This window comes from Acinetobacter seifertii (assembly GCF_016064815.1).
Classification (GTDB): Bacteria; Pseudomonadota; Gammaproteobacteria; order Pseudomonadales; family Moraxellaceae; genus Acinetobacter; species Acinetobacter seifertii.
On sequence record NZ_CP065820.1, the window covers coordinates 472,637 to 484,801 of the forward strand.

24 protein-coding genes and 1 pseudogene are annotated in these 12,165 nt (G+C 43.0%); all 25 read left to right on the plus strand.

The features are described from left to right. Positions 1–2 precede the first annotated feature (2 nt). The 25 genes and pseudogenes from rplD to I8T81_RS02365 all read left to right on the plus strand — a co-directional run bounded on the left by rplD (position 3) and on the right by I8T81_RS02365 (position 12,147). A complete protein-coding gene (gene rplD, locus I8T81_RS02245) occupies positions 3–605 on the plus strand; it encodes a 50S ribosomal protein L4 (RefSeq protein WP_002049755.1) in 603 nt (200 codons plus the stop codon). Beyond that, a complete protein-coding gene (gene rplW / locus I8T81_RS02250) occupies positions 602–922 on the plus strand; it encodes a 50S ribosomal protein L23 (protein WP_002049693.1) in 321 nt (106 codons plus the stop codon). The genes rplD and rplW overlap by 4 nt, the downstream gene beginning before the upstream one ends. 11 nt (positions 923–933) lie before the next feature. After that, positions 934–1,758 carry a 50S ribosomal protein L2 gene (rplB, locus tag I8T81_RS02255; RefSeq protein WP_002049686.1) on the plus strand — a complete coding sequence of 275 codons (825 nt, stop codon included), beginning with the start codon at positions 934–936 and terminating at the stop codon, positions 1,756–1,758. Positions 1,759–1,771: 13 nt separating this feature from the next. Further along, a complete protein-coding gene (rpsS, locus tag I8T81_RS02260) occupies positions 1,772–2,047 on the plus strand; it encodes a 30S ribosomal protein S19 (RefSeq protein WP_001138119.1) in 276 nt (91 codons plus the stop codon). 11 nt (positions 2,048–2,058) lie between these two features. Beyond that, entirely contained in the window at positions 2,059–2,388 is a 330-nt protein-coding gene (rplV, locus tag I8T81_RS02265; protein WP_001982638.1) for a 50S ribosomal protein L22, read from the plus strand. Between the two features lies 1 nt (position 2,389). Continuing rightward, positions 2,390–3,206, plus strand: a pseudogene (gene rpsC / locus I8T81_RS02270) (30S ribosomal protein S3). Next, the gene (rplP, locus tag I8T81_RS02275; protein ID WP_002049688.1) at positions 3,146–3,559 is read left to right on the plus strand and encodes a 50S ribosomal protein L16; all 414 of its coding nucleotides are present in this window, start codon (positions 3,146–3,148) and stop codon (positions 3,557–3,559) included. The pseudogene rpsC and the gene rplP overlap by 61 nt, the downstream one beginning before the upstream one ends. Then, complete coding sequence (rpmC, locus tag I8T81_RS02280) at positions 3,559–3,756, plus strand: 50S ribosomal protein L29 (protein WP_000849927.1); 198 nt, start codon at positions 3,559–3,561, stop codon at positions 3,754–3,756. Before rplP ends, rpmC begins: the two co-directional genes overlap by 1 nt. Next, positions 3,753–4,010 (plus strand): 30S ribosomal protein S17, encoded by a 258-nt coding sequence (rpsQ, locus tag I8T81_RS02285; protein ID WP_001291845.1) that lies wholly within the window; start codon positions 3,753–3,755, stop codon positions 4,008–4,010. The genes rpmC and rpsQ overlap by 4 nt, the downstream gene beginning before the upstream one ends. A gap of 92 nt (positions 4,011–4,102) precedes the next feature. Then, complete coding sequence (rplN, locus tag I8T81_RS02290; RefSeq protein WP_001982634.1) at positions 4,103–4,471, plus strand: 50S ribosomal protein L14; 369 nt, start codon at positions 4,103–4,105, stop codon at positions 4,469–4,471. Between the two features lie 9 nt (positions 4,472–4,480). Continuing rightward, positions 4,481–4,798 carry a 50S ribosomal protein L24 gene (gene rplX, locus I8T81_RS02295; RefSeq protein WP_002049703.1) on the plus strand — a complete coding sequence of 106 codons (318 nt, stop codon included), beginning with the start codon at positions 4,481–4,483 and terminating at the stop codon, positions 4,796–4,798. Between the two features lie 15 nt (positions 4,799–4,813). Beyond that, positions 4,814–5,350 (plus strand): 50S ribosomal protein L5, encoded by a 537-nt coding sequence (gene rplE, locus I8T81_RS02300; RefSeq protein WP_004705381.1) that lies wholly within the window; start codon positions 4,814–4,816, stop codon positions 5,348–5,350. 9 nt (positions 5,351–5,359) lie between these two features. Further along, positions 5,360–5,665, plus strand: coding sequence for a 30S ribosomal protein S14 (rpsN, locus tag I8T81_RS02305; RefSeq protein ID WP_001074624.1), 306 nt, complete (start codon positions 5,360–5,362; stop codon positions 5,663–5,665). A gap of 11 nt (positions 5,666–5,676) precedes the next feature. Beyond that, complete coding sequence (gene rpsH, locus I8T81_RS02310) at positions 5,677–6,072, plus strand: 30S ribosomal protein S8 (protein ID WP_002049732.1); 396 nt, start codon at positions 5,677–5,679, stop codon at positions 6,070–6,072. A gap of 13 nt (positions 6,073–6,085) precedes the next feature. Beyond that, positions 6,086–6,619 (plus strand): 50S ribosomal protein L6, encoded by a 534-nt coding sequence (gene rplF / locus I8T81_RS02315; RefSeq protein ID WP_004705382.1) that lies wholly within the window; start codon positions 6,086–6,088, stop codon positions 6,617–6,619. Positions 6,620–6,633: 14 nt separating this feature from the next. Then, positions 6,634–6,984: a 50S ribosomal protein L18 gene (rplR, locus tag I8T81_RS02320; RefSeq protein ID WP_002049741.1), complete on the plus strand. Its 351-nt coding sequence runs from the start codon at positions 6,634–6,636 to the stop codon at positions 6,982–6,984. Positions 6,985–6,986: 2 nt separating this feature from the next. Continuing rightward, a complete protein-coding gene (gene rpsE / locus I8T81_RS02325) occupies positions 6,987–7,484 on the plus strand; it encodes a 30S ribosomal protein S5 (protein WP_001141025.1) in 498 nt (165 codons plus the stop codon). 6 nt (positions 7,485–7,490) lie between these two features. Next, positions 7,491–7,667, plus strand: coding sequence for a 50S ribosomal protein L30 (rpmD, locus tag I8T81_RS02330; protein ID WP_000849088.1), 177 nt, complete (start codon positions 7,491–7,493; stop codon positions 7,665–7,667). Positions 7,668–7,670: 3 nt separating this feature from the next. Beyond that, a complete protein-coding gene (gene rplO, locus I8T81_RS02335; RefSeq protein WP_002049750.1) occupies positions 7,671–8,111 on the plus strand; it encodes a 50S ribosomal protein L15 in 441 nt (146 codons plus the stop codon). 45 nt (positions 8,112–8,156) lie between these two features. Next, entirely contained in the window at positions 8,157–9,476 is a 1,320-nt protein-coding gene (gene secY, locus I8T81_RS02340; RefSeq protein WP_170318186.1) for a preprotein translocase subunit SecY, read from the plus strand. A gap of 20 nt (positions 9,477–9,496) precedes the next feature. Continuing rightward, positions 9,497–9,613 carry a 50S ribosomal protein L36 gene (gene rpmJ, locus I8T81_RS02345; protein WP_000867907.1) on the plus strand — a complete coding sequence of 39 codons (117 nt, stop codon included), beginning with the start codon at positions 9,497–9,499 and terminating at the stop codon, positions 9,611–9,613. Between the two features lie 107 nt (positions 9,614–9,720). Then, complete coding sequence (gene rpsM / locus I8T81_RS02350; RefSeq protein WP_000090816.1) at positions 9,721–10,077, plus strand: 30S ribosomal protein S13; 357 nt, start codon at positions 9,721–9,723, stop codon at positions 10,075–10,077. Positions 10,078–10,096: 19 nt separating this feature from the next. Further along, a complete protein-coding gene (gene rpsK / locus I8T81_RS02355; RefSeq protein WP_001040166.1) occupies positions 10,097–10,483 on the plus strand; it encodes a 30S ribosomal protein S11 in 387 nt (128 codons plus the stop codon). Between the two features lie 12 nt (positions 10,484–10,495). Further along, entirely contained in the window at positions 10,496–11,122 is a 627-nt protein-coding gene (gene rpsD, locus I8T81_RS02360) for a 30S ribosomal protein S4 (protein ID WP_002049716.1), read from the plus strand. A gap of 17 nt (positions 11,123–11,139) precedes the next feature. Further along, positions 11,140–12,147 (plus strand): DNA-directed RNA polymerase subunit alpha, encoded by a 1,008-nt coding sequence (locus I8T81_RS02365; RefSeq protein WP_004705386.1) that lies wholly within the window; start codon positions 11,140–11,142, stop codon positions 12,145–12,147. Positions 12,148–12,165 lie beyond the last annotated feature (18 nt).

Below are 12,165 nucleotides of genomic sequence, written 5' to 3' on the forward strand. Positions count from 1 at the left end.
CCGTGAATTTGAAAACTGTTTCCGGCTCTGCTGTTGAATTGTCTGAAGTTGCTTTCGGACGTGAATTTAACGAGGCTCTTGTACACCAAGTTGTTACTGCTTATTTAGCAGGTGGTCGTCAAGGTACTCGTGCTCAAAAATCGCGTGCAGACGTTTCTGGCGGTGGTAAAAAACCATTCCGTCAAAAAGGTACTGGTCGTGCTCGTGCGGGTTCTATTCGTAGCCCTATCTGGGTTGGTGGTGGTAAAACTTTTGCTGCTCGTCCACAAGATTGGTCTCAAAAAGTAAACCGTAAGATGTACCGCGGTGCAATGCAATGTATCTTAGCTGAACTTGTTCGCCAAGATCGCCTTGTATTAGTTGAAGAGTTTGCTGTTGCAGCTCCAAAAACTAAAGAATTGCTTGCAAAACTTAACGACTTAAATGCTGCTCGTGCATTAATCGTTACTGACGCTGTAGATGAGAACTTATATCTTGCAGCACGTAACCTTCCACATGTAGATGTGGTAGATGCAACTGCAATCGATCCTGTAAGCTTGATCGCGTTTGATAAAGTTGTGATGTCTGTAGCTGCTGCTAAGAAAATTGAGGTAGAACTCGGATGAACAACGAACGTATCTATCAAGTCCTTAAAGGACCAGTCTTCTCAGAAAAGGCACAAGTTTTAGGTGATACTGTTGGTGTTCAAGTATTTAAAGTAGACATCAATGCTACTAAACTTGAAATCAAAAAAGCAGTTGAAAAACTTTTTGGTGTAGAAGTTGTTAAAGTTAACACAACTATTACTAAAGGTAAGACTAAGCGCTTTGGTCGTACATTAGGACGTCGTTCTGATGTTAAAAAAGCATACGTCACCCTGAAAGCCGGCCAAGATGTTGAAATGGCTGACTTGGGCGATACCGCTGAAAGCGCAGCGGAATAAGGACGAAAATTATGCCGATTCAAAAATGTAAGCCAACGTCTCCAGGACGTCGCTTTGTAGAGAAAGTGGTTCATGACCATCTTCACAAAGGCGCTCCTTACGCACCGTTGGTTGAAGCTAAAAAACGTACTGGTGGTCGTAATAACAACGGTCACATTACTACTCGTCACGTTGGTGGTGGTCATAAACAACACTACCGTATCGTTGACTTCAAACGTAACAAAGACAGCATCCCAGCTGTTGTAGAGCGTATTGAATACGATCCAAACCGTACAGCACATATTGCTTTATTGAAATATGCTGACGGTGAGCGTCGTTATATCATTGCACCTAAAGGTTTACGTGCTGGCGATAAAGTACAATCTGGTAACGATGCTCCAATTCGTCCAGGTAACTGCTTGCCACTTCGTAATATGCCGATCGGTTCTACACTTCATAACGTTGAACTTAAAATTGGTAAGGGTGCACAATTAGCGCGTTCTGCTGGTGCTTCTGTTCAGTTGTTGGGTCGTGATGGTTCTTACGCGATTATTCGTCTTCGTTCAGGCGAAATGCGTAAAGTGCATGTTGAATGCCGCGCTGTAATTGGTGAAGTTTCTAACCAAGAAAACAACCTTCGTTCATTGGGTAAAGCTGGTGCTTCACGCTGGCGTGGTGTTCGTCCTACCGTACGTGGTATGGCGATGAACCCGATTGACCACCCACACGGTGGTGGTGAAGGGCGTAACAAAGGTATTCAACCTGTAAGCCCATGGGGTCAAAAAGCTAAAGGGTACAAGACACGTACCAATAAGCGTACGACTAAGATGATTATTCGCGACCGTCGCGTCAAGTAAAGGAATCTGACTAATGCCTCGTTCTCTGAAAAAAGGCCCATTCGTCGATGCGCACTTGTTCGCTAAGGTTGAAGCGGCTGTTGCTAGTAACTCTCGCAAGCCGATCAAAACTTGGTCTCGTCGTTCGATGATCCTTCCAGATTTTGTTGGTTTAACAATCTCTGTTCATAATGGTCGTAATCACGTTCCAGTAATTGTTACTGAGCATATGGTTGGTCATAAACTCGGTGAATTCGCGCCAACTCGTACCTATCGTGGTCACGGTGTTGACAAGAAATCTAAACGTTAATAGGTGTCATGATGGAAGTAACTGCTAAATTACGCGGTGCCGCTATCTCGGCACAAAAAGCACGTTTGGTTGCAGATCTTATTCGCGGCAAATCTGTTGCGCATGCTTTAAACATCTTAAACTTCAGCAATAAAAAAGCTGCTGTTTTAGTAAAAAAAGCATTGGAATCTGCGATTGCAAACGCTGAACACAATAACAGTTTAGATGTTGACGATCTTAAAGTTTCTACGATTTACGTTGATGAAGGCATGAGCCTTAAACGTATTATGCCACGTGCTAAAGGCCGTGCAGATCGTATTACTAAGCGTACTTGTCACATCACCGTTAAGGTAGGGGTTTGATATGGGTCAGAAGGTTCATCCAATCGGTATCCGCCTAGGTGTTGTGAAACGTCATAACGCTAACTGGTATGCGAATCCGAAACAATACGCTGAATACTTGCTTAAAGATCTTCAAGTTCGTGAGTTTTTAACTAAAAAACTTAAGAATGCGATGGTAAGCAATATTCTTATCGAACGTCCATCAGGCGCTGCTAAAGTAACTATTAGCACAGCTCGTCCTGGTATCGTAATCGGTAAAAAAGGCGAAGATATTGAGAAATTACAGCGCGAACTTACCAGCATTATGGGTGTTCCAGCGCAAGTAAGTATCAACGAAATTGATCGCCCAGACTTAGATGCGCGTTTAGTTGCTGAAGCAATTGCTTCTCAATTAGAAAAGCGTGTTATGTTCCGTCGTGCTATGAAGCGTGCGGTTCAAAACACTATGCGTGCTGGTGCTAAAGGTATCAAAGTTGAAGTGTCTGGCCGTTTAGGTGGTGCAGAGATTGCTCGTACAGAATGGTATCGTGAAGGTCGTGTACCTTTGCATACATTACGTGCAGACATTGACTATGCAACTATGCGTGCAGAAACAACTTACGGTACGATTGGTGTTAAAGTTTGGATTTTCCGTGGCGAGATCTTAGGTGGCATGAAACAAGTCATGAACCCTGCTCCTGCTGAAGATCGTCCAGCTAAACGTGGTCGTGGTCGTGGTGAAGGTCAAGAGCGTCGTGGTCGTCGCGGTGACCGTGCTGCTGACAAGGGAGAATAATCCATGTTGCAACCTAAACGTACCAAATTCCGTAAAGTGCATAAAGGCCGTAACACTGGTCTAGCGCATCGTGGTAGTACAGTATCATTTGGTTCGATTGCAATTAAAGCAACTGAACGTGGTCGTATGACTGCGCGTCAGATTGAAGCTGCACGTCGTACTATTAGCCGCCGTATTAAGCGTGGTGGTAAAATCTTTATTCGCGTATTCCCGGATAAACCAATTACTCAAAAGCCTCTTGAAGTGCGTATGGGTAAAGGTAAGGGTAGCGTGGAATACTGGGTTTGCCAGATCCAACCAGGTAAGATCCTGTACGAAATTGAAGGTGTGAACGAAGAATTAGCGCGTGAAGCATTTGCTTTAGCTGCTGCTAAGCTTCCGTTTAAAACCACTATCGTGACTCGGACGGTAATGTAATGAAAACTAAAGATCTACGTGAAAAATCGGTAGAAGAGTTGAAAGCTTTGCTTGATGAGCAACAGCTTAACCAATTCCGTCTTCGTATGGCGAAAGCAACTGGTCAGTTGGGTAAATCGCACGAAGTGCAAATTGCTCGTAAGACAATTGCTCGTATTAAGACACTCCTTACCGAAAAACAGGGGAACGGACAATGAGTGAAAAAACAGTCCGCACGTTAACCGGCAAAGTCGTAAGTGACAAAATGGATAAATCTATTGTTGTTCTTATTGAACGCCGCGTTCAACACCCGTTGTATGGCAAGTCAATTCGCCGTTCAACTAAGTTACACGCTCATGATGAGAACAACGTTGCTAAAATTGGCGATGTTGTAACCATTAAAGAAAGCCGCCCAATTTCTAAAACTAAAGCTTGGACTTTAGTGGAAGTAGTTGAAGCAGCTGCTGAGTAATTCGACGTTCTTGTTGCATCATCGGTCAATTTCGAGTACTCTTTGAGCCTTTCGAAATTGTGACCGGTGATGCTCGGTTTTGGAGTAGGGCAATGATTCAAACCGAAACTATGCTCGACGTAGCAGACAACAGTGGTGCTCGCCGCGTACAATGTATTAAAGTACTTGGTGGTTCACATCGTCGTTATGCTTCTGTTGGCGACATTATTAAAGTTACTGTAAAAGAAGCAATCCCACGCGCACGTGTTAAAAAAGGTGACGTGATGAATGCGGTTGTAGTTCGTACTAAATTCGGCATTCGTCGTCCAGATGGTTCTGTGATCCGTTTTGATGATAATGCTGCAGTTATCTTGAACAACAACAAAGCTCCGATTGCTACTCGTATCTTCGGACCAGTGACTCGTGAACTTCGTACTGAACAGTTCATGAAAATCATTTCATTGGCTCCTGAAGTTCTATAAGAGGCAATCATGGCTAAGATTAAAAAAGGCGATCAAGTTATCGTGATCGCAGGTAAAGAAAAAGGCAAACAGGGTACTGTATTGTCTGTTTCTGAAGACCGCGTTAAGGTTGAAGGCCTTAACTTAGTGAAGAAGCATCAAAAGCCGAATCGTGTAACTGGCGCTGAAGGCGGTGTAGTTACTCAAGAAGCTTCGCTTCATATTTCAAACGTGGCAATTTTAAATGCTACAACCCAGAAGGCTGACCGTGTTGGTTACCAAGTGATTGATGGCGTGAAAACTCGCGTTTATAAATCAAATGGTGAATCAGTGGCGGTAGCGAAGTAATAGGTTGAAAAGGCAATGGCCAGACTTAAAGCACGTTACAATGATGAACTTAAAGCAAAGTTAAAAGAAGAACTTAGCATTAAGAACGTGATGGAAATTCCACGCATCACAAAAATTACCCTAAACATGGGTGTAGGCGCAGCTGCAACTGATAAGAAATTATTAGATGGCGCTGTAGTCGACATGCAATTAATTGCTGGTCAAAAACCAGTAATTACACTTGCTCGTAAATCTATCGCAGGTTTCAAAATCCGTGATGGTTGGCCGATTGGTTGTAAAGTTACTTTACGTGGCGACCAAATGTACGAATTCTTGGACCGTTTGATCTCTATCGCAATCCCTCGTATCCGTGACTTCCGTGGTTTCTCTGCGAAATCATTTGATGGTCGTGGTAACTACTCAATGGGTTTGAAAGAGCAAATCGTTTTCCCTGAAATCGATTTCGATAAGATTGATCGTATTCGTGGTATGGATATTACCATTACTACGACTGCTCGCACCGATGACGAAGGCCGTGCGCTTATGCGTGCATTCGGCTTCCCGTTCAAATAAGAGGTCGATATGGCTAAGAAAGGTATGATTAATCGCGAATTGAAACGCGAAAAAACTGTTGCTAAATACGCTGCAAAACGTGCTGAATTAAAAGCTACGATTGCAAACGTAAATGCTAGCGACGAAGAGCGTTTCGAAGCGATGTTAAAGTTACAAGCATTGCCGCGTAATGCATCTCCGGTACGTCTTCGTAACCGTTGTGGTTTAACTGGTCGTCCTCATGGTTACTTCCGTAAGTTCGGTTTAAGCCGTAACAAATTACGTGACACAGTAATGCAAGGTGATGTACCAGGCGTTGTTAAGGCAAGCTGGTAAGGAGCGACTAAATGAGTATGCAAGATACCGTTGCCGACATGCTAACACGTGTTCGTAACGCACAAATGGCTAAGAAACAAACTGTTTCTATGCCTTCTTCTAAGTTGAAAGTTGCTATTGCAAACGTACTTCAACAAGAAGGTTATATTTCAAATGTAGAAGTTGCTCAAGAAGAGACAAAATCTACTTTGACTATTACTTTAAAATATTTCGAAGGCAAACCAGTTATCGAAATGGTTAAGCGCGTAAGCCGTCCAGGTCTTCGCCAATACCGTGGTAAAGATAAACTTCCAAGCGTTAAGCAAGGTTTAGGTATTGCAATTGTTTCTACAAGCAAAGGCATCATGACTGATCGCGCTGCACGTGCTGCGGGCGTTGGTGGTGAAGTTATTGCTTTTGTTTCTTAATAGGTGATTCCTCATGTCTCGTGTGGCTAAAGCCCCAGTAACTGTACCTAATGGTGTAGCAGTTACTCAGAACGGCCGGCAGGTCGAAGTGAAAGGCACTAAAGGTACATTGTCTTTCAACCTGCATGCGCTGGTCGAGCTAAAACAGGAAGAAGGTAAACTTCAACTTGCTCCAGTTAAAGAATCGAAAGATGCTTGGATGCAAGCTGGTACTGCTCGCGCTGTATTGAACAACCTTGTAAAAGGTGTTAGCGAAGGCTTCGAACGTAAGTTGCAGCTAGTTGGTGTTGGTTATAAAGCTGCGGTTAAAGGTACTGTTGTAAACCTTAACCTAGGTTACTCACACCCAATTGACTACGCTTTACCAGAAGGTGTAACAGCGGAAACTCCAACTGCTACTGAAATCATTTTGAAATCAGCAAACAAGCAGTTGTTAGGTCAAGTAGCGGCAGAAATCCGTGCATACCGTGCTCCTGAACCATATAAAGGTAAAGGTGTTCGTTATTCGGATGAAGTCATTCTTCGTAAAGAAGCTAAGAAGAAATAAGGCGCGAGGTTCTTATGAACGAAAAGAAACAATCCCGTTTGCGTCGTGCGAAAAGCACACGCTTGCACATTCGTGCATTGGGTGCGACTCGTTTGTGTGTAAACCGCACTCCGCGTCACATCTATGCTCAAGTTATTTCAGCAGATGGTGGCAAAGTTTTAGCGCAAGCTTCAACTTTGGATGCATCTTTACGTAGCGGTACTACAGGTAATGTAGATGCAGCTACTAAAGTAGGTGCTTTAATCGCAGAACGTGCGAAAGCAGCTGGTGTAACTAAAGTTGCATTTGACCGTTCTGGTTTTAAATATCATGGTCGTATCAAAGCCTTGGCTGATGCTGCTCGTGAAAACGGCTTGGAGTTCTAATCATGGCTAAAGTTGAACAAAACGAAGGTCTTGTTGAAAAGCTGGTTGCCGTTGATCGTGTAGCCAAAGTTGTTAAGGGCGGTCGTATCTTCTCTTTCACAGCATTAACAGTTGTGGGTGATGGTAATGGTCGTGTTGGTTTTGGTCGTGGTAAAGCACGTGAAGTTCCAGCTGCTATTTCTAAAGCACTTGAAGCTGCTCGTCGCAACATGATCACTGTAGACCTTGCTGGTACTACTTTACAACACCCTGTGAATGCTCGTCATGGTGCAAGCCGTGTATACATGCAACCTGCTTCAGAAGGTACTGGCGTAATCGCTGGTGGCGCAATGCGTGCCGTTCTTGAAGCTGCAGGTGTACATAACGTACTTGCTAAATGTTATGGTTCTACTAATGCTGCTAACGTAGTAAACGCAACTTTTAAAGGTTTGCGTGATATGACTTCTCCTGAGAAAGTCGCTGCGAAACGTGGTAAATCAGTAGAAGAAATTCAAGGGTAATCAATCATGAAAACGATTAAAGTTACCCAGACTAAATCTTCTTCACATCGCTTGAAAAATCACAAGCTTTGCTTACAAGGTTTAGGTCTGCGTCGTATTGGTCATACTGTAGAAGTGCAAGATACGCCTTCTAACCGTGGTATGATCAACAAAGTCTACTATATGGTTAGTGTAGAGGAATAAGCCATGACTCTGCGTTTAAATGAGCTTGCACCTGCAGAAGGTGCAAAACGTGAACACCGTCGTTTAGGCCGTGGTATCGGTTCTGGCGTTGGTAAGACTGGTGGCCGTGGTGTCAAAGGTCAAAAATCACGTAAAAGTGGTGGCGTTCGTCCAGGTTTCGAAGGCGGTCAAACAGCGATTTATCGTCGTTTACCTAAATTCGGTTTCACTAGCCAAATCGCTTTAAAAACTGCTGAAGTACGTTTGTCTGAGTTAACTAAAGTGGAAGGCGACATTGTTAGCCTTGAAACTTTAAAAGCTGCGAATGTTGTTCGTCGCGATCAAATTCGTGCTCGTATCGTGCTTTCTGGTGAAATCACTCGTGCATTCACTGTTCAAGGTGTTGCATTGACTAAAGGCGCTAAAGCTGCAATTGAAGCAGCTGGCGGTAAAGTCGAGGAGTAATCTCGAGTGTCTATGTCTCCTAGTTCTTCAGGTCATGTCAACATGATGAAAGGTCAGCCATTTCATGTGAAATACCGTGAAATTATTCGCCGGATGAGTTTTCTAATCGGTGCATTGCTGGTCTTTCGACTAGGAGCGCATATTCCAGTACCAGGCATTAATAATGCTGCGTTAGAAAATTTATTTCATGCAAACCAAGGAACTATTCTTGGGCTATTCAATATGTTTTCTGGCGGTGCTTTAGAGCGAATGTCTATTCTTGCTTTAGGGATCATGCCTTATATTTCTGCATCAATTATTGTGCAGTTAATGTCAACAGTGATTCCTTCTCTTGAAGCCTTGAAAAAGGAAGGGGAGCAAGGTAAGCGTAAAATTAACCAATATACGCGTCAGGGTACATTATTACTTGCAGTGGTTCAGGCAGTAGGTATGTGTGCAGGCTTAATTGGTCAGGGTATTACTCTGTCTACGGGTCTTGCATTTTATATTCCTGCTGTTACGTCACTTATCGCTGGAACTATGTTCTTAATGTGGTTAGGTGAACAAATCACTGAAAGAGGTATCGGTAATGGTATCTCAATGATTATTTTTGCAGGTATTGTTGCTGGTTTGCCTAAATTAATTATGCAATCAGTGTCATCTGTAGATAATGGTCAAACAAGTTTGATTGGTCTTGTCATCTTTGGTCTTTTGTCTCTTGGCGTATTGGCTGCGATTGTGTTTATTGAAAAAGCACAGCGTCGTATTCCAGTAAACTATGCACAAAAGCAACAAGGTCGTCGTATATTTACAGCTCAGCAAACACATCTACCATTAAAAATTAATATGGCTGGTGTGATTCCTGCGATTTTTGCAAGCTCTTTATTGTTGTTCCCAGCTAGTTTGGGTCAATGGGTAGGTAGTGCAGATCCGAATGCTGGTTTAATTAAGCGTAGCTTACAAGATTTAGCTCTGGTATTGTCGCCTGGACAGCCTTTGTATTTGGTGCTCTTTGGTGCGTTAATTATCTTTTTCTGTTACTTTTATACGGCTTTAGTATTTAGCCCTAAGGAAGTATCAGAAAATCTAAAACGCAGCGGAGCTTATGTGCCTGGTATTCGCCCAGGTGAGCAAACTGCTCGTTACTTAGATCATATTCTTAATCGTTTGACGTTTATTGGTGCGATTTATATTACAGTCATTTGTTTAATGCCAATGATTTTACAGAGTTCTTTTGGTATTCCATTCTATTTAGGTGGTACCTCATTACTTATCGTAGTCGTTGTTGTTATGGACTTTATGGCTCAGCTACAAGCGCATTTAACTTCTCATCAATATGACAATCAAACATTAATGAGAAAAACGACTGCTCATCCTAAGGGATAAGCGCACTTAGAGGTTTCATCATGAAAGTACAAGCTTCTGTAAAGAAAATTTGTGGTAGCTGTAAAGTTATCCGTCGTAATGGGGTTATTCGCGTGATTTGTAGCGCAGAACCTCGTCATAAGCAGCGTCAAGGTTAATCTAATCAAGACCTGTTGATTTCAGTAGGCGAATTGGGTTAATATCCGCCCCTCAAGATTTTTGTGGGGCGGTTGATTATCTCTACTGCCTTTTTGGAGAAAAGTGAATGGCTCGTATTGCCGGTGTAAACATTCCGGATAACAAGCATGCTGTTATCTCCCTCACTTATATCTTTGGTATCGGTCGCCATACTGCTAAGAATATCTTAGCTACAGTTGGTATCACTGAAACTACTAAGATTCGTGAGTTGGACGATGCACAGCTTGATGCGATTCGTGCAGAAGTTGCTAAGGTTCCTACCGAAGGTGACTTACGTCGCGAAATTTCCATGAACATTAAACGTTTAATGGATTTAGGTTGCTATCGTGGCCTTCGTCATCGTCGCAGCTTGCCTGTCCGTGGTCAACGCACCAAAACTAACGCACGTACCCGTAAAGGTCCGCGCAAACCGATTAAAAAGTAAGATTTCTGGAAGCTAAAAGATGGCTAAAGATACTCGCACACGCAAGAAGGTCACTCGTACCGTCTCTGAAGGTGTTGCACACATTCACGCGTCTTTTAATAACACCATTGTTACGATTACCGATCGTCAAGGTAATGCATTGGCTTGGGCTACCTCAGGTGGACAAGGCTTCCGTGGTTCACGTAAATCAACTCCGTTTGCTGCTCAGGTAGCTGCTGAAGTTGCTGGTAAAGCAGCTTTAGATTACGGTTTGAAAAACCTAGACGTCCTTGTAAAAGGTCCTGGTCCAGGTCGTGAGTCTGCGGTTCGTGCATTAGGCGCAGTGGGTTATAAGATTAACAGCATTACCGATGTGACTCCAATTCCTCACAACGGTTGCCGTCCACCTAAAAAACGTCGCGTGTAAGGAGAAACATTCATGGCTCGTTATATTGGTCCAAAATGCAAACTCTCTCGCCGCGAAGGGACAGACCTGCAACTTAAATCTGGCGTTAAACCATTTGACGTCAAAACTAAAAAAGCTAACAAAGCTCCTGGTCAACATGGTCAGGCTCGCGGTGGTAAGCAATCTGAGTATTCACTACAATTACGTGAAAAACAAAAAGTCCGTCGTATTTACGGTGTGTTAGAGCGTCAATTTAGTAACTACTATAAAGAAGCAGCTCGTGTTAAAGGCGCAACTGGTGAGAACTTGTTGAAATTGCTTGAAAGCCGTCTTGATAACGTTGTTTATCGCATGGGTTTTGGTTCTACACGTGCAGAAGCTCGTCAGTTAGTAAGTCACCGTAGCATTACTTTGAATGGTCGTCGTGTAAACATCGCGTCTATTCAAGTTAAAGCGGGTGATGTAATTGCGGTTCACGAAGGTGCTAAACAACAATTGCGTATTAAAAACGCGATTGAATTAGCTGCTCAACGTGGTATTCCAGCTTGGATTGATGTTGATCATTCTAAACTTGAAGGTACGTTTAAAGCTGCACCAGATCGTTCTGATTTACCTGCTGAAATCAACGAAAGCTTGATTGTAGAATTGTATTCTAAATAATCCTTGAGGTAGCAATAATGACGCGTACTGCAAACGAGTTTCTCACTCCGCAAGCGATCAAGGTCGAAGCGGTAAGCGGGACCTCGGCAAAAGTGATTCTAGAACCTTTAGAGCGTGGTTTTGGCCACACTCTAGGTAATGCTTTACGTCGCATTCTATTGTCTTCTTTACCTGGCGCTGCTGTGGTTGAAGTAGAGATAGAAGGTGTCGAGCACGAGTACAGTACTTTAGAAGGCTTGCAGCAGGACATCGTCGAGCTCTTGCTGAACCTAAAAGGATTGTCTATTAAGCTGTTCGATCAAAATGAAGCTTATTTAACATTAGAGAAACAAGGTCCTGGCGATATTACTGCTGCTGACCTTCGTTTACCTCATAATGTTGAAGTGGTTAACCCAGATCATTTAATTGGTACTTTGAGTGCTTCAGGTTCATTAAAAATGCGCTTGAAAGTTTCTCAAGGTCGTGGTTATGAAACATCTGATTCTCGTTTCCCTGAAGGTGAAACACGTCCAGTAGGTCGTTTGCAATTAGATGCTTCTTATAGTCCGATTAAACGTGTTTCTTACACCGTTGAAAATGCGCGTGTTGAACAACGTACCGATTTAGATAAACTGGTAATCGACCTTGAAACAAATGGAACGGTTGATCCGGAAGAAGCAATCCGCAAAGCGGCAACAATTTTGCAACAACAAATTGCAATTTTTGTTGATCTTCAGAAAGATCAAACTCCAGTTGCTCAAGAACCTCGTGAAGAAGTTGACCCAATCTTGCTTCGCCCAGTAGATGATCTAGAGCTTACTGTTCGTTCTGCTAACTGTTTGAAAGCAGAAAATATTTACTACATTGGTGATCTCGTTCAACGTACTGAAGTTGAGTTATTAAAAACTCCTAACCTTGGTAAAAAATCGTTAACAGAGATCAAAGATGTTTTGGCATCGAAAGGCTTACAACTCGGTATGCGTCTTGAAAACTGGCCACCAGCTAGTCTTCGTATGGACGACCGTTTTGCCTATCGTAGCCGTTAATTAAGTAGGACTATCACC

Coding starts and splice junctions, on each gene's coding strand:
- rplW (WP_002049693.1), top strand. CDS start 602: ATGAACAACGAACGTATCTATCAAGTCCTTAAAGGACCAGTCTTCTCA.
- rplB (WP_002049686.1), top strand. CDS start 934: ATGCCGATTCAAAAATGTAAGCCAACGTCTCCAGGACGTCGCTTTGTA.
- rpsS (WP_001138119.1), top strand. CDS start 1,772: ATGCCTCGTTCTCTGAAAAAAGGCCCATTCGTCGATGCGCACTTGTTC.
- rplV (WP_001982638.1), top strand. CDS start 2,059: ATGGAAGTAACTGCTAAATTACGCGGTGCCGCTATCTCGGCACAAAAA.
- rplP (WP_002049688.1), top strand. CDS start 3,146: ATGTTGCAACCTAAACGTACCAAATTCCGTAAAGTGCATAAAGGCCGT.
- rpmC (WP_000849927.1), top strand. CDS start 3,559: ATGAAAACTAAAGATCTACGTGAAAAATCGGTAGAAGAGTTGAAAGCT.
- rpsQ (WP_001291845.1), top strand. CDS start 3,753: ATGAGTGAAAAAACAGTCCGCACGTTAACCGGCAAAGTCGTAAGTGAC.
- rplN (WP_001982634.1), top strand. CDS start 4,103: ATGATTCAAACCGAAACTATGCTCGACGTAGCAGACAACAGTGGTGCT.
- rplX (WP_002049703.1), top strand. CDS start 4,481: ATGGCTAAGATTAAAAAAGGCGATCAAGTTATCGTGATCGCAGGTAAA.
- rplE (WP_004705381.1), top strand. CDS start 4,814: ATGGCCAGACTTAAAGCACGTTACAATGATGAACTTAAAGCAAAGTTA.
- rpsN (WP_001074624.1), top strand. CDS start 5,360: ATGGCTAAGAAAGGTATGATTAATCGCGAATTGAAACGCGAAAAAACT.
- rpsH (WP_002049732.1), top strand. CDS start 5,677: ATGAGTATGCAAGATACCGTTGCCGACATGCTAACACGTGTTCGTAAC.
- rplF (WP_004705382.1), top strand. CDS start 6,086: ATGTCTCGTGTGGCTAAAGCCCCAGTAACTGTACCTAATGGTGTAGCA.
- rplR (WP_002049741.1), top strand. CDS start 6,634: ATGAACGAAAAGAAACAATCCCGTTTGCGTCGTGCGAAAAGCACACGC.
- rpsE (WP_001141025.1), top strand. CDS start 6,987: ATGGCTAAAGTTGAACAAAACGAAGGTCTTGTTGAAAAGCTGGTTGCC.
- rpmD (WP_000849088.1), top strand. CDS start 7,491: ATGAAAACGATTAAAGTTACCCAGACTAAATCTTCTTCACATCGCTTG.
- rplO (WP_002049750.1), top strand. CDS start 7,671: ATGACTCTGCGTTTAAATGAGCTTGCACCTGCAGAAGGTGCAAAACGT.
- secY (WP_170318186.1), top strand. CDS start 8,157: ATGAAAGGTCAGCCATTTCATGTGAAATACCGTGAAATTATTCGCCGG.
- rpmJ (WP_000867907.1), top strand. CDS start 9,497: ATGAAAGTACAAGCTTCTGTAAAGAAAATTTGTGGTAGCTGTAAAGTT.
- rpsM (WP_000090816.1), top strand. CDS start 9,721: ATGGCTCGTATTGCCGGTGTAAACATTCCGGATAACAAGCATGCTGTT.
- rpsK (WP_001040166.1), top strand. CDS start 10,097: ATGGCTAAAGATACTCGCACACGCAAGAAGGTCACTCGTACCGTCTCT.
- rpsD (WP_002049716.1), top strand. CDS start 10,496: ATGGCTCGTTATATTGGTCCAAAATGCAAACTCTCTCGCCGCGAAGGG.
- I8T81_RS02365 (WP_004705386.1), top strand. CDS start 11,140: ATGACGCGTACTGCAAACGAGTTTCTCACTCCGCAAGCGATCAAGGTC.